The organism is Rhodococcus sp. 05-2256-B1 (assembly GCF_002258465.1).
GTDB lineage: Bacteria > Actinomycetota > Actinomycetes > Mycobacteriales > Mycobacteriaceae > Rhodococcoides > Rhodococcoides fascians.
The window spans coordinates 167038-188185 of record NZ_NOZA01000041.1 but is presented as its reverse complement, the minus strand read 5'-3'; the positions used below and the strand labels follow the sequence as shown (position 1 = coordinate 188185).

23 protein-coding genes are annotated in these 21148 nt (G+C 63.3%); 14 read left to right on the top strand and 9 right to left on the bottom strand.

Annotated features, from left to right (window positions below; all coding sequences use genetic code 11):
- Positions 1 to 12: 12 nt before the first annotated feature.
- Positions 13 to 903, bottom strand: coding sequence for a hypothetical protein (locus CH285_RS26360; protein ID WP_141215018.1), 891 nt, complete (start codon positions 901 to 903; stop codon positions 13 to 15).
- A 493-nt stretch (positions 904 to 1396) separates the two neighbouring features.
- On the opposite strand from CH285_RS26360, the gene CH285_RS26355 reads away from it, so the two are divergent.
- From CH285_RS26355 to CH285_RS26345, 3 genes are all read left to right on the top strand, one after another.
- Positions 1397 to 1588, top strand: coding sequence for a hypothetical protein (locus CH285_RS26355; RefSeq protein WP_032371723.1), 192 nt, complete (start codon positions 1397 to 1399; stop codon positions 1586 to 1588).
- A 137-nt stretch (positions 1589 to 1725) separates the two neighbouring features.
- Positions 1726 to 2211: a MarR family winged helix-turn-helix transcriptional regulator gene (locus CH285_RS26350; protein WP_032366715.1), complete on the top strand. Its 486-nt coding sequence runs from the start codon at positions 1726 to 1728 to the stop codon at positions 2209 to 2211.
- A gap of 3 nt (positions 2212 to 2214) precedes the next feature.
- Positions 2215 to 4269, top strand: a complete 2055-nt coding sequence (locus tag CH285_RS26345; RefSeq protein ID WP_032371724.1) for an MDR family MFS transporter — start codon at positions 2215 to 2217, stop codon at positions 4267 to 4269.
- A gap of 75 nt (positions 4270 to 4344) precedes the next feature.
- On the opposite strand, the gene CH285_RS26340 is transcribed toward CH285_RS26345, so the two are convergent.
- Positions 4345 to 5898, bottom strand: a complete 1554-nt coding sequence (locus CH285_RS26340) for a succinic semialdehyde dehydrogenase (RefSeq protein WP_027494877.1) — start codon at positions 5896 to 5898, stop codon at positions 4345 to 4347.
- A gap of 156 nt (positions 5899 to 6054) precedes the next feature.
- On the opposite strand from CH285_RS26340, the gene CH285_RS26335 reads away from it, so the two are divergent.
- Complete coding sequence (locus CH285_RS26335) at positions 6055 to 7260, top strand: lipase family protein (protein ID WP_032371725.1); 1206 nt, start codon at positions 6055 to 6057, stop codon at positions 7258 to 7260.
- A 110-nt stretch (positions 7261 to 7370) separates the two neighbouring features.
- The gene (locus CH285_RS26330) at positions 7371 to 8123 is read left to right on the top strand and encodes a MerR family transcriptional regulator (RefSeq protein WP_094642831.1); all 753 of its coding nucleotides are present in this window, start codon (positions 7371 to 7373) and stop codon (positions 8121 to 8123) included.
- 192 nt (positions 8124 to 8315) lie between these two features.
- On the opposite strand, the gene CH285_RS26325 is transcribed toward CH285_RS26330, so the two are convergent.
- Positions 8316 to 9347: an amidohydrolase family protein gene (locus CH285_RS26325; RefSeq protein ID WP_255032392.1), complete on the bottom strand. Its 1032-nt coding sequence runs from the start codon at positions 9345 to 9347 to the stop codon at positions 8316 to 8318.
- 115 nt (positions 9348 to 9462) lie between these two features.
- Between CH285_RS26325 and CH285_RS26320 the strand changes: the two genes are divergently transcribed.
- Positions 9463 to 9846 carry a DUF5313 family protein gene (locus tag CH285_RS26320; protein ID WP_094642801.1) on the top strand — a complete coding sequence of 128 codons (384 nt, stop codon included), beginning with the start codon at positions 9463 to 9465 and terminating at the stop codon, positions 9844 to 9846.
- Between the two features lie 24 nt (positions 9847 to 9870).
- Positions 9871 to 10350 carry a ribonuclease E activity regulator RraA gene (rraA, locus tag CH285_RS26315; RefSeq protein WP_094642800.1) on the top strand — a complete coding sequence of 160 codons (480 nt, stop codon included), beginning with the start codon at positions 9871 to 9873 and terminating at the stop codon, positions 10348 to 10350.
- 63 nt (positions 10351 to 10413) lie between these two features.
- Here the strand turns inward: rraA and CH285_RS26310 are convergent, their stop codons facing one another.
- Positions 10414 to 11253 (bottom strand): alpha/beta fold hydrolase, encoded by an 840-nt coding sequence (locus tag CH285_RS26310; RefSeq protein ID WP_032366710.1) that lies wholly within the window; start codon positions 11251 to 11253, stop codon positions 10414 to 10416.
- A gap of 103 nt (positions 11254 to 11356) precedes the next feature.
- On the opposite strand from CH285_RS26310, the gene CH285_RS26305 reads away from it, so the two are divergent.
- Together CH285_RS26305 and CH285_RS26300 are read left to right on the top strand one after the other, a co-directional pair.
- On the top strand, positions 11357 to 11917 hold the full coding sequence (locus CH285_RS26305; protein WP_032366709.1) for a TetR/AcrR family transcriptional regulator: 561 nt from the start codon (positions 11357 to 11359) through the stop codon (positions 11915 to 11917).
- Between the two features lie 65 nt (positions 11918 to 11982).
- Positions 11983 to 13131, top strand: a complete 1149-nt coding sequence (locus CH285_RS26300; RefSeq protein WP_094642798.1) for a serine hydrolase domain-containing protein — start codon at positions 11983 to 11985, stop codon at positions 13129 to 13131.
- A 3-nt stretch (positions 13132 to 13134) separates the two neighbouring features.
- Here the strand turns inward: CH285_RS26300 and CH285_RS26295 are convergent, their stop codons facing one another.
- Positions 13135 to 14046: an aminotransferase class IV gene (locus CH285_RS26295; protein WP_176458618.1), complete on the bottom strand. Its 912-nt coding sequence runs from the start codon at positions 14044 to 14046 to the stop codon at positions 13135 to 13137.
- A gap of 64 nt (positions 14047 to 14110) precedes the next feature.
- Between CH285_RS26295 and CH285_RS26290 the strand changes: the two genes are divergently transcribed.
- On the top strand, positions 14111 to 15121 hold the full coding sequence (locus CH285_RS26290) for an aldo/keto reductase (protein WP_094642827.1): 1011 nt from the start codon (positions 14111 to 14113) through the stop codon (positions 15119 to 15121).
- Positions 15108 to 15560, top strand: a complete 453-nt coding sequence (locus CH285_RS26285) for a GNAT family N-acetyltransferase (RefSeq protein WP_176458619.1) — start codon at positions 15108 to 15110, stop codon at positions 15558 to 15560. Before CH285_RS26290 ends, CH285_RS26285 begins: the two co-directional genes overlap by 14 nt.
- Here CH285_RS26285 and CH285_RS26280 read toward each other — a convergent pair.
- Positions 15542 to 15784, bottom strand: coding sequence for a PLDc N-terminal domain-containing protein (locus tag CH285_RS26280; protein WP_032381949.1), 243 nt, complete (start codon positions 15782 to 15784; stop codon positions 15542 to 15544). The genes CH285_RS26285 and CH285_RS26280 overlap by 19 nt on opposite strands.
- A gap of 62 nt (positions 15785 to 15846) precedes the next feature.
- Between CH285_RS26280 and CH285_RS26275 the strand changes: the two genes are divergently transcribed.
- Positions 15847 to 16044 carry a PLDc N-terminal domain-containing protein gene (locus CH285_RS26275; RefSeq protein WP_094642795.1) on the top strand — a complete coding sequence of 66 codons (198 nt, stop codon included), beginning with the start codon at positions 15847 to 15849 and terminating at the stop codon, positions 16042 to 16044.
- Between the two features lie 4 nt (positions 16045 to 16048).
- Here the strand turns inward: CH285_RS26275 and CH285_RS26270 are convergent, their stop codons facing one another.
- Together CH285_RS26270 and CH285_RS26265 are read right to left on the bottom strand one after the other, a co-directional pair.
- Entirely contained in the window at positions 16049 to 16405 is a 357-nt protein-coding gene (locus CH285_RS26270; RefSeq protein ID WP_052056619.1) for a hypothetical protein, read from the bottom strand.
- A 118-nt stretch (positions 16406 to 16523) separates the two neighbouring features.
- Positions 16524 to 18437, bottom strand: coding sequence for an HNH endonuclease signature motif containing protein (locus tag CH285_RS26265; protein WP_094642793.1), 1914 nt, complete (start codon positions 18435 to 18437; stop codon positions 16524 to 16526).
- 185 nt (positions 18438 to 18622) lie between these two features.
- On the opposite strand from CH285_RS26265, the gene CH285_RS26260 reads away from it, so the two are divergent.
- Together CH285_RS26260 and CH285_RS26255 are read left to right on the top strand one after the other, a co-directional pair.
- On the top strand, positions 18623 to 19207 hold the full coding sequence (locus CH285_RS26260; RefSeq protein WP_032381947.1) for a hypothetical protein: 585 nt from the start codon (positions 18623 to 18625) through the stop codon (positions 19205 to 19207).
- On the top strand, positions 19204 to 19797 hold the full coding sequence (locus tag CH285_RS26255) for a hypothetical protein (RefSeq protein WP_052054693.1): 594 nt from the start codon (positions 19204 to 19206) through the stop codon (positions 19795 to 19797). The genes CH285_RS26260 and CH285_RS26255 overlap by 4 nt, the downstream gene beginning before the upstream one ends.
- 34 nt (positions 19798 to 19831) lie before the next feature.
- Here the strand turns inward: CH285_RS26255 and fmdA are convergent, their stop codons facing one another.
- The gene (gene fmdA / locus CH285_RS26250) at positions 19832 to 21085 is read right to left on the bottom strand and encodes a formamidase (RefSeq protein ID WP_032385320.1); all 1254 of its coding nucleotides are present in this window, start codon (positions 21083 to 21085) and stop codon (positions 19832 to 19834) included.
- Positions 21086 to 21148: the final 63 nt, after the last annotated feature.

Here is a 21148-nt window from a genome sequence, read left to right as displayed (position 1 = left end):
CCGCTCGTCAGGTCATGCTGCGCGCCCTACGCGCCGCAGACGATCTCGATCGAGCGCCTCGAGCAGCAGGGGTGCCAGAAGGTCAGGTACGCAGAACTTGTCGTTCACCTTGACGAGCAATCCGAGGTCGAACATCGACATGAACCGGAGTGTCGCGACGGTCTGAATCACCTTGCTGTCGGACATCGTTCCCAGGACGACACCGTCGGATTCCCCTACCGGATCACCGACGAGGCTGCGCACGAGCACGGTGGTCGCCAACGTCGAGCCTGCCACGAGCTCGGACTGCACGGAATCATCGCCGGAGTCGTACACAGGCGTCAAGCAGGATGCGTACGCCTCGACCACGGCTGCGCGAGTTCGGTCCGCACTTGGAGACACCACCCAAGCTCCGGCTTCGGGTCCGCGGGTGTAAGTCTGGCCCGCGTGCTCGAGAACCCCGACCCTACGGGCGGTATCCAACACCGACCGATAGTTCACCATTGCCATGAAGTCAGGTTGTTCAGGGATGCTGTCGAAACCCGGAATCCCGAGCGCGGCAACGATCTCGGCCGAGTCGTCCCAGTAGTCGATTCGGGCCGATGGCGCGCGGCGCTCGGTCGCAGCCCACGATGCCAACCGTTGCAGGAGTGAGACCATTATCGGTGTACTCAGTGGGCTCGAGCGCCCCGGCGATATCGGAGAACTGGGCACCGACGCGAATGCAGACGGGAACCCGATCTCTCTCGAGATCTCTTCGTTCTGAGATGGCGACAACCGTTCGGCGACGACGAACGTGCCGAACAGATCGATGGCGCGACGAATCTCGTCGCGCTCCCATGGCGACCGCTCATAGTCATCGAGGTCCAAGTACTCGTGATCATCGAGACAGAACATGTCGATCGGAAAATCTGCGCCGTACACGCTCACGTTCCTCTCGCGGACCGACCGATCGACTGTCATTGCTGTCGCAAAAGCCGTCAACTGATCTGCGACCCAGGCATTCTCGATCAGCCAATCGGAGAAGTGAAGAAGTGCGCTCGGCCAAAATAGAGGTTCCCTTTCACGCTGAACCTGACTGTGGGCCTCGCGACTGGTCTTTCTGCTGCGCGATCTACGGTTGCTCATGATGTCCCCCCCGGATGTGTGTGGTCGAGAGAGTAGGCGAGGGGTACGACAAGCGAGCGAAGGCGCTGATGACCCGGAATGCCGAGGATCTTCGAGGTATCGAGCAGATCGGCTCACCCGAGGACGTGGTGCGTGCTCCGACATCGGCGTTCGTCGCGCGTTTCCTGTCCGACGCCACCCTCGTCGACGGCGTTGTCGCAGACGGCACCTTCACTTCGGCTCCCTCACACTCGAGGCGGAGGGCTCCGGACCCGGGACGCTCGCAATCCTGCCGACCGACATCGACATCGTGCCCGGATCTGCGGACGACACTGGTGAGGTCAGTGGCACCGTCACGTCGTCATTGTTCGGCCGCGATGCGAGCGACGTCCTGGTGCACTGCGACGACGTCGACTTCCGCTGCTCGACGCGCGGGCCGCGGCCCGAGGTGGGCGAGACGGTCGGCCTGTCCGTGCGGCGATCCTTCTTCTATCCGCACTAGCGTCACCGGCCCGAAGGATCTGGCCATCCCCACATCGACGCTGTGACCCACCAGACAGGAATATTGTTTGCTTAGCGCATGTATGTATATATATGGTTGCAGACAGCAAGTAAATCGAACTCAGCGTTGGAGTACTCATGGCAGTTCAATCCACGACAGCGGAATCGCTCGTCGAAGAGGTTTTCCTCTTCGGGCGCACGCTGAAGCGGGCCGTGACCACCGGAGTCGAGGATTCACCGTTGCCGCAGGCGCTGACCGGAGTTCTGGCCATCCTCGCGACAGAGGGTGAATGCAGACAGACCGACCTCGCCAGCAGGCTCTGCGTCAGCCAGTCCGCCCTCAGCCGGCAGATCGCGGACCTGGTCGAACTCGGCTACATCGATCGGCATCCCGATCCGGACGACAGAAGAGCGTCCCGGGTCTGCGTGTCGGACGAAGGCCAAGCTCGACTGAAACAGATTTGGGACAGGCGAGCTCGTCGCCTGGCAGAGATGTTGAGCGAATGGAGCGAAACCGAGGCGCTCGATGCCCTCGATTCCATCCGCAAGCTCAACGACACGTTCACCGAAGACGCCCACGCCCAGCACCAGGACGTGGCCCGCATTGAATTGATTGCGAGATAAGACATGACCACCACATCCGCGGAGAATCCGCCGAATCAGGCAGTCGCCGATCCCGATGCGATGACGCATCGCCAGATCCTCGAAGCCCTCACCGGTCTGCTGGCCGCGCTGTTCACTGCGCTGCTGAGCACCACCATCGTCTCGACCGCACTTCCGACCATCATCGGTGACCTGAAGGGTTCGCAGACCGCGTACGCCTGGGTCATCACCACCGCCCTGCTGGCCAACGCCGCGTCGACGCCCATCTGGGGCAAGCTCGCCGACCTGTTCAACAAGAAGGTCCTGGTCCAGAGTTCGATTCTGATCTTCGTCGCGGGCTCGCTCATCGCTGGCTTCGCGCACAACGTTCCGCTGCTGCTCGCCGCACGTGTGGTGCAGGGCATCGGCATGGGTGGCCTGACGGCACTCGTCATCGCCATCATCGGAACCATCGTTTCCCCGCGTGATCGTGGCCGCTACTCCGGTTACACCGGTGCCGTCATGGCCGTATCGATGTCCGGTGGCCCCATCCTCGGCGGCGTCATCGTCGACAGCCCCCTCGGGTGGCGCTGGTGCTTCTTCGTCTGCGTCCCGTTGGCTGTCATCGCCCTCGGCCTGCTGCAGAAGACGCTGCACATCAAGACCGTCCGCAAGGACAACGTCTCCATCGACTGGCTCGGCGCACTTCTGCTGACCGCAGGCGTGTCCGTTCTCCTCGTGTGGGTTTCGTTCGCAGGCAAGGCCGACTACTACGCCTGGATCTCTCGTGAGACCGCGTACCTCGTCGGCGGCGGAGTTGCGCTGCTCGTCCTGACGATCATCGTCGAGGCTCGACACAAGTCGCCGATCATCCCGCTCAAGATCGTCACCGAGCGCACCACCGGCCTGGCCATCATCGCGTCCATCGCGGTCGGCGTCGGCCTCTTCGGAGCCACCACGTTCCTCGGCCAGTACTTCCAGACTGCTCGCGGCTACACCCCCACCGAAGCTGGATTGCTCTCCATCCCACTGGTGTTCGGCATGCTCGTCGCCTCCGTGGGCTCCGGTCAGCTGATCACCAAGTTCGGTCAGTGGAAGCCGTTCATCGTCACCGGCTCCATCTTGCTGGTCATCGGATTCCTGCTGCTGGGCACCATCGACCACGCCACCAGCCTGGTGACGGTCGGCATCTTCATCACCATCGTCGGTCTCGGTACCGGCATGCTGATGCAGAATCTCGTTCTCGCAGTGCAGAACACGGTCAGTGTGCAGAACGTCGGTGCAGCATCGTCGACGGTTGCCTTCTTCCGTACCTTCGGCGGAGCGATCGGCGTCTCGGTTCTCGGTTCGCTGCTGGCAACCCGTGTCGCCGAGAAGTCGGCAGCCGGTCTGGCGCAGCTCGGTGTGGACGGTTCGGCCGGAGGCGGCGGATCGCTCGACCTCACGGCACTGCCTGCTCCGATCGTCAGCGTCATCCGCACCGCATACGGCGACGCGACCGGACGCATCTTCATGATCGCCGGCTTCGTTGCGATCGTCACGCTCATCGCAGTGGTCTTCATCCCGAATCGCCCGCTGCGCAAGACGATCGACATCGCGTCGGCACCGGCGCAGGGACCCGTCGCCGATCTGGACCAGAACGATCTCGACGCTGACGCTGACGCTCAGGCACAGCCCGAGCGTCGGGAACAGCTCGCCGAGATCCCATCCTTCGGGGCGACTCAGGATTACGTCGGAGCGCAGTACGGCAACGAACGGCGCTTCGAGCGTCGCAACGAAGGTCGCCACGAGGCTCAGCCGGGTCAGCGTCCCTTCGATGGACTGAGCACCGATGCCCGTGATCGACTGCTCACGCTGCTGCTGCCCCAGCCCGAGGACACGTTGACCGCACTCGACGAGGCCGAGGCCATTCGCGCCGAGGTGATCGAGCTGCAGCAGGAACTCGACGCCAAGATGCTCGACTTCGATGCAGTGTGCGAGCGACTCCGCCGACTCGGACTCAGCGAGCAGCAGGTGGCCCGGGTGTTGGGAGACAACCACATTCCCGACAGCCACAATCACTACGCCAACGCCGGACTGAACGGCCACAGCGTCAACTGATCTGCCACAGAACAGCGAAAGGCCCCGCACACCCGAAAGGGAGTGCGGGGCCTTTTCTCGTCCGTCTACCGACTACTACCGGCCGGGTATGTACTTCAGCGCTTTGACGAAGGGAGGCATGATCTTTGCCCACAGCTTCGGCGGAAGTCCGCGCGGTCCACCGAGATTGAGCAGGCGGGTCGTCGCGATGGTCTGCGGCTCGGTGTACTTGAGCAGTCCCTCGTTTCCGTGCCTACGGCCCATTCCGGAGACGCCCATTCCGCCCATCGGCGCACCGGTGGTGCCCCACGTCGGCGCGTAGCCCTCGTCCACGTTGACCGTGCCCGCGTGCAGACGTGCCGCAATGGCCTCGCCCTGAGCCTTCGTCTTGGCCCAGACACTCGCGTTCAATCCGTAGTCGGTGTCGTTGGCCTTCGCAATGGCCTCGTCGACGTCCGCGACGGGGTAGATCGACACCAACGGCCCGAAGGTTTCGGTCGCCGCACACTCCATGTCCTCGGTGACGTTCGTCAGCAACGTCGGCTCGTAGAACAGCGGGCCGATGTCGGGACGCGCCTTGCCGCCCGCGACGACGGTCGCGCCCTTGACCTTGGCGTCGTCGACGTGCGCCGAGACCGTCTTGATCTGGTCCTCGGAGATGAGGCTGCCCATTTCGATGCCGAACTCGTAGTCGGCACCCACGGTCATGTTGCGTACCCGCTGGCCGAACTTCTCGGTGAACTCGGCGGCGATGGACTTCTCGACGTAGATGCGCTCGATGGAGATGCAGAGCTGACCGGAGTTGGAGAAGCAGGCGCGCACTGCCGCGTCGGATACTTCCCGCAGGTTGGCGCCCTTGGCGACGATCATGGCGTTCTTGCCGCCGAGCTCGGCGGAGAAACCGATGAGTCGACGCCCCGCCTGCTCGGCCAGGAGCTGACCGGTGGCCGTGGAGCCGGTGAACATGACGTATTCGGTGTTCTCGACGATTGCGGTGCCCACCACCGAGCCGGGGCCGGGGACCACGGCGAACAGGTCGCGGGGCAGACCGGCCTTGTAGAGCAGCTCGACGCAGGCCAGCGCGCAGTACGGCGTCTGGCTGTCGGGCTTGAGCACGACGCCGTTACCGGCCAGCAGCGCCGGAATGGCGTCGGACACCGCGAGAGTCATCGGGTAGTTCCACGGCGAGATGATTCCGACGACGCCCTTGGGCTGGTACCGAACGCGAGTCTTGGTCAGCACGGGAAGCATGCCGGTGACCTTCTTCGGGGCCAGCAGTTTGGCGGCCGTGCGTGCGTAGTGCCGCGAGGTCATCGAGATGTCGAGGACTTCCTCGAGGGCGGCGGCGCGGGACTTGCCCGTCTCGGCCTGCGCCATGTCCATGAGCTCGTCGCGGTGCGCGAGCACCAGGTCGCGGTAGCGGTGGAAGATCTCTGCGCGCTCGGAGACCGGGCGCTTGGCCCAGGCCGCCTGAGCGGTACGGACGCGCGCGATCGCAGCCAGAGCATCTGCAGCCGTACCGACCGGAATGGTCGCCAGCTCCTTACCGGTGAACACCTCGGTGATCGTCTTGGTGGGACGCGAGTCCGCGTCGGGAATGGCGATGAGATCAGCGAGCCGGGAAAAGGTCGCAGTGGACGGAGCAGGCATTTTTGCATCCCTACTGATGAGTAGTGTTCGGAGTAACAGACAACCTACCTGGTCTTCGGCTCAGTTCACAGGGCCGATGTTCCCTGGCCCTGTGGCACGATGGGCGGTGGTCTACTCCGACGTCGGGGCGTTCGGAAGCAACAGGGTGGGGAATCCATGCGCAAGGCACTAGTTCTGGCCGGAGCAGCAGCACTGATGGTGGCATTCGCGGGGTCTGCGCAGGCAGATCCGGTCCAAGATTTCATTGCTCCACCGAGCGATCCGGCTGCGTATCTCCCCACGTCACTCGGCGATCCGTGGTTCGATCCGCCGGCGGGATACGAGAATCTCGTGCCCGGCACTGTCCTCGCTCGACGCGATGTCGCGGTGACGCCCGAGGCCTCGTCCGTCCAATTGCTCTTCCGCTCCACCGATTCGAAGAATCGTCCCATCGCAGCGGCGACGACGGTGCTGACTCCCACTGCGCCGTGGACCGGTGGTGGAGATCGCCCCGTCATCGCATACAACGAGGCGACGGATTCACTCGGCAACAAATGCGCGCCGTCGTACACCCTCCCGCGGGGCAACAACAAAGAGATCGATCAGGTCCGGGTCCTCCTCGGCCGCGGTTACACCGTGGTGATGACGGACTATCAGGGGCCGCGTCAGGCATATTCGGCCGGTCTCGTGTCGGGGCACACCGTGCTCGACGGTCTGCGTGCCTCCCGGACTGCAGGCGTGAGCGCGGATGCACCCATCGGCATCACCGGATATTCCGGCGGTGCGATCGCCTCGGGCTGGGCGGCCCAGTTGGCCCCCGAGTACGCACCCGAGCTGAACATCGCCGGAGTCGCGTTCGGCGGCCCGCCGACCGATTACAAGATTCTGCAGACGTCGCTCAACGGCCAGATCGGATCGGGCTTGTTCACTGCGGCGACGATCGGACTGTCCCGGGAGTACCCGGAGATGCGGCAGCTCGCCAACGACAACGGCAAGCGACTGGCGCTGGCGCAGAAGGATCAATGCGTGGATGTGTTGTCCTACAGCGGACTACTGCTGTTGGACCAGCGAAATCTCTCCAACGTCCCGGACGTCTTCGCGCATCCGATCACCACGGCCGTCGTCGAGGAAAACCGCATGGGCCAGACGAAGCCGGACGCGCCGGTGTACATCTACCAGGGCCTGCAGGACTTCCTCATTCCCAAAGAAGGTGCCGAGGCAGTGCAGGATCAGTGGTGTGCAGCGGGAGCGTCGGTACATCTGGAAGAGGTGCCCGGCGACCATTCACAGGCCCAGACCAACGGCCGTCCCGGTGCCTACGACTGGCTGGCGCAACGACTGGCCGGAGTACCCACCTCGGGTTGCGAACGTGTGATTCGCTAGAGGTCCATAACGAATCGTTTTTTCGTCTTGACCCTCACGCCACGGGAGGCAGCACAGTGTCCTTCGTGAGTGATTCGTCCGCGAACAGTTCGGTTGACGTCCAGGTCGGCATGCAGGTCGGCGCGGTCTCGAAGTTGGTGGGTGTCAGCGTCAGAACGCTGCATCACTACGACGAGATCGCGTTGGTGGTGCCGTCGGGGAGAACTCCCAAGGGCTATCGGACGTATTCATCGGCCGATGTCGAACGGCTGCATCAGGTATTGACCTACCGCGAGCTCGGGTTCCCGCTCGAGGTCATTGCAGCGTTGCTCGACGACCCGGCGGTCGATGCCATGGCGCATCTGCGGCGGCAGCGAGAGTTGTTGAATGAGCGGATCGATCACTTGCACGCAATGGCTGCGGCCGTGGACAAGATGATGGAGGCGAAGAAGATGGGTATGCAATTGACTCCCGAGGAGCAGCGAGAGATCTTCGGCGACAACTGGACCGGCGAGGAATACGCTGAGGAGGCCGAGCAGCGCTGGGGCGAAACCGACGAGTGGAAGCAGTCGCAGCAGCGTACGGCGTCGTTCACCAAGGACGATTGGAAGGCCGTCAAGGAAGAGACGGACCTCCTCGAAGCCGATCTCGCTGCCGCGATGCAGCGGGGTGTGTCGCCGAATTCCCCCGAAGCCGGGGTACTGGCCGAGCGTCATCGCGCGTCGGTCGAGCGGTACTACGACTGCGGCTACAAGATGCAGGTGAACCTGGCGGAGATGTACATCGCCGACGAGCGATTTGCCAAGCACTACAACGGTATCGCCGACGGTTTGGCGCAGTATCTCCGTGACGTCATCGTCGCGAACGCCGCTCGTCAGGGCTGACTCGTCTCGATCCGCACCCCTTTTCGGAATCCGCGCCTCCTGCAGGGGGTGCGGATTCCGACCCGGGGCGTAGATGTCCGGGCGAACGCTGCTCGTCAGGGCTGACGCGAGCGGCAGGCGGCATTCATCTGCCAATCCCAGTGCCCTGAGAACGGTTGTAGTGCTTGCGCTTTCATCGAACTCCCGTACGGATCAGACACTCAACAGACTGCGGGCATTGTCGGATGTTACGGCGCGCCAGTTCTCCAGTCCACCGTCCGCGGCACCGGCGTCGAGTAATCGCAGTTGTTCTTGCACAGCGGCGATCGGCGTGAAGCAGTAGTCGCTGCCGTACACCAGACGATCGGGCCCGACCGTCGAGAGCAACGCCGGCAGCTGCCGCGGAACCGGCGTACCGGCGAGGTCGAACCACAAGCGCTGCAGTACATTCGGCGTCGACGGGGTACCGAGACCGACCTGCGTCCGGAAGAAGTCGACCCGATCTGCCAACAGCGGCAGCACTCCGCCGCCATGAGTGAACACCCAACGGATGTGAGGGAACCGATCGACCACGCCCAGCAGAATCAAGTCGACGACCGTTCGTGCTGTGTCGAAAAGGAATTCGACCATCGGAGCGGGCCTACCGAGCTCTACCGCAGCTGCATTCGGCGGTGAGGTGGGATGCACGAAGACCACCGCCGACCGCGCATCGAGCGCCGCGAGCAACGGCGTAAGCATGGCGTTGCCGAGATACATGCCGCCGGCGTTCGACATCACGGTGACCCCGTCGGCACCGAGCTGATCGAGAGCCCGAATGGCCTCGACCGTCGAGTCGACGACGTTCGTAAGGGGCAGCGACGCAAAGAAACCGAGGCGTGGCTGACCCTGGACAACTCCGGCTCCGAAGTCATTGACCCGTCGGGCCAGATCGGCAGCCTTACCGTCGTCCCCGAAGTGCACCCCTGGGCTCGACACGGACAGGATCGCCCTGTCGATCCCACACCGGTCCATCATCTGCAGATGCTCGGTCACCGACCAGGACGGCCACTTCGGCATGCCGTCGGGAAAGACGATGCCGGACGCGAGCGCTTCCCGCAGGTAGAAGTCGGGGACCATGTGCGAGTGCACGTCCACTACTCCCCCGGCGGCAGGCTTCGGTGACGCCGACGCGGTCGCTGCGGACAGGGCGACGCCCGAGAGCGTGGCTGCACCGAGCGCGCCGAGCAAGGTTCTGCGGTCGATCACGATCTACGTCCTTGTCGTCGACACCACCCGGTCCGAACTGACGCTATCGTCACATATGAGATTATCCGCAGTCAACGGTGACTTGTACCAACTGATGTAGGACTAACATGGCGCGATGACGACCGAACGTACGAAGCCCAGTCCTGCGCAATTTGTGGGGTACTCGTTCGGTCAGGTCCTGCCCCCGTCGATGCAGGATTGGGTCCGAAACGACCTCGTCGGCAACGGTGCCCAAGTGCGCTACCTGGCTCGATTCACGGTTCCCGTCATCCCGTTGCTGCTGCTGTTCCTGCTGATACCCGGCCCACTGTGGATGTCGCTGGCGATGATGGCATTGCTGTTCATTCCGCTGGTGTACTTCGCGATAGCGCTGATGAACGTCTATCGGCGGCACCGGTTGCTCATTCACGGCCTCGATCCCCAGTTGATCAACGCCAAGGCGCAGACACGCGTCGACCGCACCCGGGACGACTACGAGCGACGTCACGGCCGCGGCTGACGATCGGACGTTAGTCTTCTGCGCATGACTTCACCTGTGGTATTCAAAGCAACCGCTGATCTGGCCGACGAGATCGGTCCCGACATCCGCAGCTGCGACACCCAGTTCATCCAGTTCGGCAAGCACACCGAGTTCGCCGGACCCATCACCACCATCCGCTGCTTCCAGGACAACTTGCTGGTCAAGCAGACGTTGAGCGAGCCCGGCAACGGCGGCGTTCTCGTGGTCGACGGCGACGCCAGCATCCACACCGCGCTCGTCGGCGACATCATCGCCGGGCGGGGTGTCGACAACGGCTGGGCAGGCGTCATCGTCAACGGCGCTGTGCGGGACTCGGCGATTCTGCGCACCCTTGACATCGGCGTCAAGGCACTAGGGACGAACCCACGCAAGAGCACGCAGACGGGATCGGGCGAGAAGAACGTGCCGGTGACCTTCGGCGGCGTCACCTTCACCCCCGGCGAGATCGTCTACAGCGATCACGACGGAGTGGTCGCAGTCTGATCCGACGCGAAAGGGACGGCCGCGGTGCCGTCCCTTTCTGTTGCGTCTTGTACGACGTCGGTGCTACTTCACGAACGCGAGAAGCGCGTCGTTCACTTCCTGGAAGTGTGTCCACAGCAGCCCGTGGGGTGCGCCGTCGACCTCGACGTACGTTGCCTCCGGGAACGCCTCGTGGAACGGGCGGCCGGTGGAGTCGATCGGCAGGATGTTGTCGGCCGTGCCGTGCAGGATCAGCGTCGGCTTGCCCGATTCGCGGACCTTTGCGACGTCTCCGCGGAAGTCTTCGAGCCAAGTGGGCACGACGGCATAGGCCGCGACGGGCGCGCTGGTGGTGGCGGTGTTCCAGCTGGCGCGCACGGTGGCCTCGCTGATGCGGCTGCCGAGGTTCTCGTCGAGGTTGTAGAAGTCCTTGTAGAAGTTCTCGAACCAGGTGAAACGATCCTCGCGCGCTGCGGTCTCGATGCCGTCGAACACCGACTGCGGAACGCCGGTGGGGTTGTCGTCGGTCTGTAGCAGGAACGGCTCGAGCGAGGCGAGAAACGCGAACTTGGCGACGCGATCGGTGCCGTACTTCGCGGCATACCGAGCCAGTTCTCCTGTGCCCATGGAGAATCCGACGAGGATGACGTCGTTCAGGTCGAGCTCGGTGAGCACCTTGTCCAGGTCTGCAGCGAAGGTGTCGTAGTCGTAGCCGACGGTGGGCTTGCTCGACTGCCCGAATCCACGGCGGTCGTACGTGATGACGCGGTAGCCGGCATCGAGCAGCGCACGCGACTGGCGCTCCCAGGAGTTGCCGTCGAGCGGGTAGCCGTGGATGAGCACGACCGGCTGGCCTGAGCCGTGATCCTCGTAGTAGACCTCGACGGGGGTGGAGTTCTCGGTTCCGACGTTGATGTACGCCATGATCCTGCCTTCCTGTGTCCTGAGCATCGAGCGGGAGAACGGTCGTTCTCTCCGTGTGTGGACTACTGTAGAGAACGTTGGTTCTCTCGGCAAGGGGTAAGCGATGACCAGTACGGAAATCGGACGGGCACAGGTGGTGAACGCCGCGGACGAACTGTTCTATGCGCGCGGCATCCAGGCCGTCGGCATGGATGAGCTGCGCACCGCAGCGGGAATCTCCCTCAAACGCATGTACACACTGTTTCCGTCCAAGACGGCCATCGTGGCCGAGGTCCTCCGTGGCCGCACTGCCCAGTGGAACGACGGGATCCGCGCCGAGGCGGACCGACACGACACGCCGCGCGGAAAGCTGTTGTCCATCTTCGACTTCCTGGATCGATGGTTCCGAGAGGACGACTTTCGCGGGTGCGCGTTCATCAACTCCTTCGGCGAACTGGGCGCAACCATGCCCGAGGTCGCCGACGCCGCGCATCAGCACAAGAAACGTTTCATCGAGTACGTCACCGCCTTGGCCGTCGAAGACGGATGCGAGCCGACCGTCGGTCTGCAAATCGCACTGCTCGCCGAGGGCGCTCAAACCACCGCCGCCATCACCGAACTGGCCGAATCCGCCTCTGCAGCAAAGACTGCGGCCGAGGTTCTGTTGAATTCGAGCGCGAAGTGACCGGCATCGCGATCACTGACATTTGACACTGAAATTGTCCGATTCGGGACGTTAGTGTCGAATCCATGAGCAAGCTACGAGTCCTCGCCGCCCTCACCGTCTCGACGGCCCTGCTGGTCAGTGGATGCACGTCGTCCGACGAGCCCTCAGCCGTGCAAGCGACCTCTACGACGACGTCGAGTGGGAGCATCAGGACCGACGACGTCCAGGCGGCTCTGGACGCCCTGGTCGATGCAGGGTCCGTCGCCGCCGTCGCGCAGGTGCGCGACGGCGAGGATTCCTGGTCGGGAGCGGCAGGACTCGTTGAGCGTGATGGCACCGAGCCGGCGGCTGCCGATGATCCGGTGCGCATTGCAAGCGTCACCAAGTCGATGGTCGCGGCGGTGGTGCTGCAGCTCGTCGACGAGGGAAAACTACAGCTCGATCAGCGGGTCGACGAACTCCTTCCGGGCCTGCTGTCCAAGTCCGTCACCGTCCGACAACTGCTCGACCATACGAGCGGAATACCCGACTACCTCACCGGACTCGATACGGCGCAGCAGATCGCTTCTCGCGCCGATGATTCCGTCTCCGACGATGAGCTGATCTCGAAGGCATCGGCCATGCCGTGGAGAAGTGAACCGGGCCAGGAGTTCAGCTACTCGAACACCAACTACGTTCTACTCGGGCGGATCGTGGCCGATCTCGATGGGAAGCCCGTCGGACAGTCGCTGCAGGACAGGATCTTCGAACCTCTGCAGATGACCGACACCACTTACCCCACCGACGCTGTTATCGCCGGCGACGCACTGCACGGCTACGTGCTGGAGAACGGGATCTACACCGACGTCACCGACTACGACGCGAGTATCTGGTCCTCGGGTGCTGCTGTGGTGTCCACGGTCGGCGATCTGAACACCTTCTTCAGAGCGCTGTTCGACGGCATGCTCATCCCGCAGAATCTGATCGACGAGATGCAGGTCCTCACGCCGTCCGCGTATGGACTCGGACTGCTGCTCGGCGGCGATGCCTGCAATCCCGGTTCCGGGGAACTGGTATTCGGTCAGCGCGGCAACGGCTTCGGCTACAGCACTCTCGCGTTCGCGAGTCCGGACGGGGAGCGCCAAGTCGCACTGTCGTGGACCTCCGCGGCACCTGACCCCACAACCGATCCCCTGTTCCAGTACGCCAGCGCCGCGCTCATTGCCGGACTCGAGTCGACCTGCCCCGCCTAGCGGCTACAGCACACTCACCCAGCCGTGCACTTCGTCGCTCGTTAGTGCAGCCTGGTGACGCTTCCGCAGAGTGAGAGTCGCCGGTCCGGTTTCCTTGGTTCCTATTGCACGGCCGTCGATTTCGTACACCGGGGCAACCCCGGCCGACGTGCCACACACGAAGACCTCGTCGGCGATGTACAGCTCGGTGAGGTCGACGGTGCGCTCCTGAACCGTCATTCCTTCTTCGCGCGCCAACGTCAGGAGTGTTCGACGGTTGATGCCATCGAGAATGTCGCTGGTGACGTCAGGCGTGATGAGCACTCCGTTTCGGACGAGGAAGATGTTGGCGGCACTGAGCTCGCAGACGTGTCCGTTGATGTCGAGGAAGATGCAATCGTCGAACCCACTGTCGATGGCATCCTGCTTCGCCAGAACGGAATTGACGTATGCCCCGTTGACCTTCGCGCGCGACGGAATCGCATAGTCGGGGATGCGACGCCACACACTGGTCTTCAATCGCATACCGTTTTGCGGCACAATGGGATTGGCGTCGTAGAGGAAGATCGACACTGTTGTGTGCAGGCCACGGACCCGCGTACCGGGAATGGACTCGTCGACGTGGACGGTTGCCCGCACGTACACCTCGTCGGTCGGGGCGTTGGCGGCGATCACGTCGCGTGTCGCCTGTATGAACCGCTCGAAACTCCACTGTGACGCGAACGTGTCGATACCGATGATCTTGCAGGACTCGACGAGTCGCTGGTAGTGATCGAGTAGCCGAAATGCGGTGCGCCGATCTCCGTCCACCTGCACCGGAAACACGGTGTAGACACTCAGGCCGTAGAGGACGGCCGAGGTCGCGACCCCGAGTGTCGCGTCCTGCGCATCGACCAGTCTGTCGCCGAAATACACCTTCGAGTGCGGGAGTGCCATGCGGCGATGCTAGTCGCCCGGTGAGTCCAAGCGACAACGCTTTTACTTCTCTATGGTCGAGTACATGAGCGAACGCACAGTATCCTGGCCACCCCTTGGTCGTTCCGCAGGCTCCACTCCCGCCCGCACACTCTGGAACGACGGCCCCGAGGTGGGTGCCATCGGCTTGGGCTGCATGGGAATGACCTGGGCATACAAGGCAGACGACCAAACGGAGTCCCCCGATCGCGTCATCGGGCACGCCCTGGACCTGGGTGTGAACTTCATCGACACGGCCGATGTGTACGGACCGTTCACCAACGAGGAAGTCGTCGGCGCAGCCATCGGCAGTCGACGCGACGAAGTGGTGCTCGCGACCAAGGGCGGATTGACCTCCCACATCGGCGACGCCGGAGAGCCGGTCATTTCCGGCCCCAACGGCAAGCCCGAGCATCTACGGTCTGCCATCGACGACTCGCTCCGACGGTTGGGCGTCGACCACATCGATCTGTATTACCTGCACCGTCCCGATCCCGAGGTCGACGTCGAGGACAGCATCGGCGCGATGGCCGAGGCCGTGCAGGCCGGAAAGGTTCGCGCACTCGGTGTTTCGGAGTTCACCGTCGAGCAGCTCGATCGGGCTCAGCGGGTGCATCCGATATCCGCTGTGCAGTCGGAGTTGTCGTTGTGGACACGCGACCACCTTGCAACCTCGTTGACATGGACGAAGGACAACGGTGCAGCCTTCGTGCCGTTCTCGCCGCTGGGCCGAGGGTTTCTGACGGGAAACTTCCGCGGAACCGCTCCCGCTGCAGATGATTTCCGCTCTCGACTGCCGCGTTTCAGTCACGACAACCTCGATGCGAACCTCGTCATCGTCGACGCCATCGCGGCCATCGCCGACGAGCTCGGTGCGACGCCTGCGCAGGTGGCCCTGGCATGGGTGCTGGCGCAGGGAGAGCACGTGGTGCCGATTCCCGGCACTCGCCGCACTTCACGTCTCGACGAGAATGCCGGTGCCGCCTCGCTCACGTTGAGCTCCGAGCACCTCGCCGCACTCGACACGTTGCCCGAGCCCGCTGGTGGCCGGTATTGAGATAGCGCAGGTCGATCCGTCGACGGATCGGTTGTCGGCCGAGAAGATCCTGGCCGTACAAAGGAGTGCGTACGCTGTCGAGGCCGAGCTCATCGGCGACGACCGCATCCCACTACTGCACGAGTCGGTGGACGATCTGTGTGCAGCACAGGTCCACTGGCTCGTCGCGCGTGATCTGGACGAAATCCTCGGTGCCGCAGCGTGGTCCGGATCCGAGATCGACCGTCTGGTGGTGGCTCCACACACACATCGGCAAGGCATCGGACGAGCGTTGGTCGAGTCGATGCTGAATTCAATTGCCGGACAACGACTGCGAGTCGCAACGGGACGCGACAATGCGCCGGCGCGACGGCTGTACGAATCCCTCGGCTTCGCGCACACCGAGAATCAAGAGGTGCTGCCGGGACTGTGGCTGGCCCGCTACGAACTCAACCGTTGATCGGTATCGGAGTTACGCGGGCGAGCGACGAACCATATCAGCGCGCCGGAGATCGGCATGATCAACACGAGCAGACACCACCAGAACGCGGATCCCCGACGAGCCTGGTTGCTCCGAAGTATCGACACCCATGCGACAGCGACGAGCAGCAGCCACAACACGATCCCAGCCATCCATGCGAGATCGAACCATAACGGCAGAGCCGGGTTACCGTCAGCATCCATGGTCTTCCGACTCCTTTCACCTCAGGGCAAGACTAGCCACGACGCAGGCATAAGGTGCGACCATGACTTCTGCCGGCGGCGCGATTGCATTGGCTCTCTTCGGCATTGCTCTCGTGTCGATCGTCCGTGACACAGCCTCCAACTGGCTCATCAAGCTGGCATGGGTAGTGATGACACTGATCCTGCCCATCGTCCGCCCGATCCTGTGGTTCGCAGTCGGGAAGCGCTATCCGTATGGGGTGAACGGCGGCAACAGCTGAGAGTTCAGTGTCCAGTCGCATTGCGTAGGTCGATGTTGATCAGATGGCTTACCTGGTCGCGGAGCCATTCAACCGTCTGCGGGTTGGGGGCGGGTGTGTGGGCCAACAGCGTCCAGCGAAGTCGGGTTGCTGCGGTCAGATCGAACTGCACCAGGATGTCGGGAAGACTCGGCCACGGCGAGCTCCACACCACGCGGTCGAACTCACTACTCTCGACGATGCGCGGCAGAGCGGCACCCTCGAACATCACCGGCCAGGCGAACCCTTGATTCTTCGGATGCACATCTGGGCGCATCAGTGCCTTCCAGACGAAGAAGACCGGCGGCGACAACTCCGCAGTCCTGCTGGCGAGAACCATCATGGGGTCACCGTACGCGGGCGCCGACTCGGGAGCCCTCCTATTTTTCGCGCACGCCGGTGCGGTCGGTCGCGATGTACTGACAACAGACAGAGCTGTGCACTGACGCTTGTGTGGGTCGTCAGGCGGGTTGTCGTGGTTCTTCGTCGCCGGTGTCGCGGGTGTTGTCGCAGTGGTGGTCGGGTGGGTAGAGCACCTCCTCGGGGTGGTGTGCGTGATTGATCAGCCCACGGCGTGTGGGGTCCATCCCGGTGGGTGGATGCCACAGGGTTCGGCCCGGGTATCTGTGTCGCGCTGTGGTTTTGGTGGTTGCCCACTTTCCGGGTCCGGTGCCGACGAGTGCGTGGTGCATGTCGCATCCGAAGGTGAGGGAGTCGATGTCGGTGGGTCCGCCGGTGGTCCAGTCGTCGAGGTGGTGGGCTTGGCACCAGGTCGCGGGGCGGGTGCAGGAGGGGAAGCTGCAGCCGCGGTCTCGGGCGATGAGCACGATGCGTTGGTCGGCGGAGGCGATGCGTTTGGATCGGCCGAGGTAGAGGGCTCTGCCGTTGTCGTCGAAGATGGTGAGGTAGTGGTGGGCGTGCGAGGCCATGCGGATGGCGTCGCGGATCGAGACGCGGGATCCGGTGGCGGTCATGGCGTAGCCGCAGCCTGATTCGAGGTCTGTGAGGGTCATGGTGACGATGGCGGTGACGGGCAGCCCGCGGTGGGTGCCGAGGGTGCCGGAGGCGAGGGTGTGACGGAGCGCCATCTTCAGGGCATCGTGACGGCGTTCGTTCTGGGTGCGTCGATCCCGCGCGGCGGCAGCGTCGCGAGCAGCGGTGTCCGACGCGTCGGCGTCGGTTTGGCCGCCGGGTTCAGCAGCGCTGCCGGAGCCGGCATCGTCGTTGGTGTCGTTGGTGTCGTTGGTGTCGTTGGTGTCGTTGGTGTCGTTGGTGTCCTTGGTGTCCTTGGGTGCCGCTGCGTCCTTGGCTGCAGCTGTGCCGTCGGACCCTGTGCCGCAACCACAGTCGTCACCGTCGCACTCGCCGCAGTCGTCATCGCAGCAATCCTCGTCACCGCAGTCGTCGTCACTGTAGTAGTTCGTCTCATCCCACAAGCCCGCATGACTGGACCCGGCATCGCCAGGAAAGGGCTCGGGCGTCGGCGTAGTAGCGCTGCCGTTCCCGCCGTTGTCATCACCGTCGGCCTCGTATTTGTCGTCGTCACGTTCATCCTCGTGGACGATCGATGTCGGGTCGGCAGGATTGTTCACCCCCGGCTTCGCGGCTTTCGAGAACAGGGCTTCGAGGTAGGCCCGGAGCTCCGAGTCGACGCAGAACTTCCCCTCGGACATTCCGTCGGAACCCTGCTCACCGAGGTAGAAGAACGCATCCCGTTTCCGTGGCCTCGGCTTTCCGTTCTTGTCCTCGTCTTCGTCCTCGTCGAAGTCGCCGTCGGGGTCGAGGATCGAGTCCAGATGCGCCACCAGTGGCGCGAAGTCGTCGGGCCGCCTCGTCGAGGCGAGACCCACCAACTGCTGTTCGGCGCGATCGCGAGTCTGCGGATCGACACTCGACGGGAGGTGCCGGAAGAATTCACGGATCATCTGCACGTGCTGGGCATCGAGCAACCCTGCCCGCACCGCTGCAGCGGTGTGCGGCAACAACGGAGGCAGCACTTCGCCGGACAATGCGGTGCGATCACCCAACTCCGCGGCCAGACGCACCCGCGCACCGGCCGCGCGTGGGGTGATCCGCAGCATCCATGCCACCGAACACGGCACCGACCCCGGATACACATCGAGGCCGTGCTGTGCGATCAGCTCGTTGAGCCAGGTGTGCGAATACGCCGTCACAGAGCGCGACACAGTTTCCATGCGTTGGATCACCGCACGCCGGTCGGCATTCGACCACGATACCGACGCCTGCCCCGCCAACTCCGCGACCGCCAACTCCACCGCCTCGACCAACCCAGCCAAGTCGGGGTCGGACACGTCAGGGGCAGGCGGCACCGTGTCGATGCCGTCCACCCCTGATCCGCCGTCCCCCGAAAGCATGAACAGAATCTACCGCGACCCACCGACAAGTTTTCGAACACACGTTCCTATCCAACTCTGTCGCCTCAGGCCGCGGTGACGACGGGCACCACTTCGTAGGGCCAGCTCCGGTAGTCCCGGTCCACCTCATGGATCGGTAACGTCGCACTAGCGCAAGCCCGGTATCGACCCAGAAAGGGCGCACCATGACCGTGCGACCATCCAGCGATCTCACTGCCGCCGACTGGCTCGTCCACGCTGATCGAGATTGGTGGGACCTCGCCACCAGAGGTCCACTGGGGTACGAGAGCTACGCGCGTCTCCGGTTCATCCCGGATCCGACGCACGCGGATCAGCGTGAGGGCGAGGCCGACATTCCGTACGACGAGCGTTCGGAGACAGACCAATTGGCGATGGTCGTTGCGACGCTGGCCAAACACACAACGACACCAGCGGACTGCTACTTTTGCGTGTGGGAGGGGTGGGGTGGTCTCGAGGTGCACGGTGCCGCGCGAATCCACCTCCCGGAACGGGAAGCATTCTTGTTCCGGGGACCTGCCCTGGACCTACTGCGCTGGGAGCAGGCACTCGATCCCCCTGGTCCCGAGGGTCTGCCGATCCCCTCGTTCGTCTGGCCCGCCGACCGAGCCTGGTGCATCGCCAACGACATCGATCCCCACTTCGCCACCATCGGTGCCAGTTCAGCAGCAATCAACGATGTTCTTGCCGACCGTCGAGTCGACACGGTCATCGACGATCCTGACCGTCCACAACCCTGGTACAGCCATTGAACGCCGCACGCGCGAAGTGGTCGAACACTGATCTGCAACAGGATGTCTCGGAAGCAGAGTGGGTGGACTACAACCTCGACGGCGTCGCCACAACCACGGTGGGCTCGCTGGTCCCCACTGTGTTCGACGCCTATGCCCGCATCGCGTATCCCGCTCGCAACGGCATGCCACACCGTACAACGCCGGCGAAACCCGTTGCAGCCTGGCATGTTCAGCTGATGTCCATCATCGAAGTACTCACTCGAAATACGACAACACCCAATGACTGCTGGTTCGCCGTCTGGGAAGGCAACACCGCGCTCGACGACATTCGCGTGATGGCACCGACCGCAGAAATCGCCGGCTACAACTATTTCCTGTTGAGGGGTCCGATCGAACGCGCAACGGACACCCTCGGAGAAGGATTGTCACCGAATCTGTGGTGGCCCAACGACCACGCGTGGTGTGTAGCTCAGCACTTCGACTTCCCGTGTGCATATATCGGGGGCAGCAGGGATACCGTTGCGGACCTTCTCGCGCTCACAGAGATCGATTCGTCGCTGGTCCGCGTCGACCAGATCAGCACTGCAGCCTACGACGAGAGTGATTAGCCCCCGCCGACAAATCTCGACAACCGACGCAACGTCAGAACTGCGCTCTCGGTGCCCCCATTCCCGGGTCGATTTGGAATGGCCCGCTGGCGGACGGCGCTATCGGGAAATCGAAGATTGCGGTGGGGATGTACACGGTGGCACAGGAGTTGGGTATGTCGACCACTCCGGACAGGCGTCCCTCGATCGGGGCCGAGCCCAGCAGCAGGTACGCCTGCTCGGGGCTGTATCCGAATTTGGTGAGGTAGTCGATCGCATGCATGCAGGCGTTCTGGTAGGACAGGTCGGAGTCCAGATACTTCTGCTCGCCGTCGACGGTGACCGAAATGCCCGAGAAGGCAATCCATTCCGAGTACTGCGGTGCGGTGTTTCCTGGCATGAAGATCGCGTTTTCACTGACCCCGTACGTGTCCATGCCGCCCTTGATCAGGTCGACGTGCAGGTCCATGAAACCGCCCATTTCGATGGCACCACAGAAGGTGATCTCCCCGTCACCCTGCGAGAAGTGCAAGTCTCCGAACGACAACTTCGCCCCCGGTACGAACACCGGATAGAAGACGCGAGTGCCCTTGGTGAGATTCTTTATGTCCTGATTGCCACCGTTCTCTCGTGGCGGTGCCGTACGTGCGGCTTCGCCTGCGACACGCGAGAACTCGTCGCCGCTCAACGATCCCAGAATTGCCCCGTCGAGTTCGGGTGCCAAAGCCAGTGGCGGAACACGATGGGGATCGGTGGCGATCAGAGCACCTTCACGGGCGTTCCACTTGGCCAGCAGAGCAGCCGATGGCGCGGTTCCCATCAGGCCGGGATGAGTGATGCCGGTGTACTTCACGTGCGGAACGTGGCGAGATGTGGTGGTCTGGCCGGAAAAGTCCCAGATCGCCTTGTACGCGTCGGGGAATCGATCAGTGAGGAATCCGCCACCGTTCTGCTTGGCGAAGATCCCCGTGTATCCCCAGCCCTGACCGGCCAGTGGGCCCGAATCTTCCTGCGGGATCGGACCGACGTCGAGAATATCGACGATCAGCAGGTCCCCGGGCTCGGCTCCCTCGATGTGGAACGGCCCGGACAACGTGTGCACGTTGTTGAGTGGCGCATTCAGAATGTCCTCGGCGGAATCGTTGTTGTGGATGGCCCCGTCGAACCATTCACGGCAATGCGCCCGAAAGGACGTACCGGGCTTCACTGTGACCGCGGCCGGTATGTCGGGATGCCATCGGTTGTGACCGACGATCTCCTGTTCGGTGAAACTCTTCGTCGAGTCGAGCGGAAACAGCAGTTCGGGCACGAGGCACCTCCGGTTGCGCGGATTCTCCTGCGTCGATCATTGCACCGTCGTGGTGCATTCGGC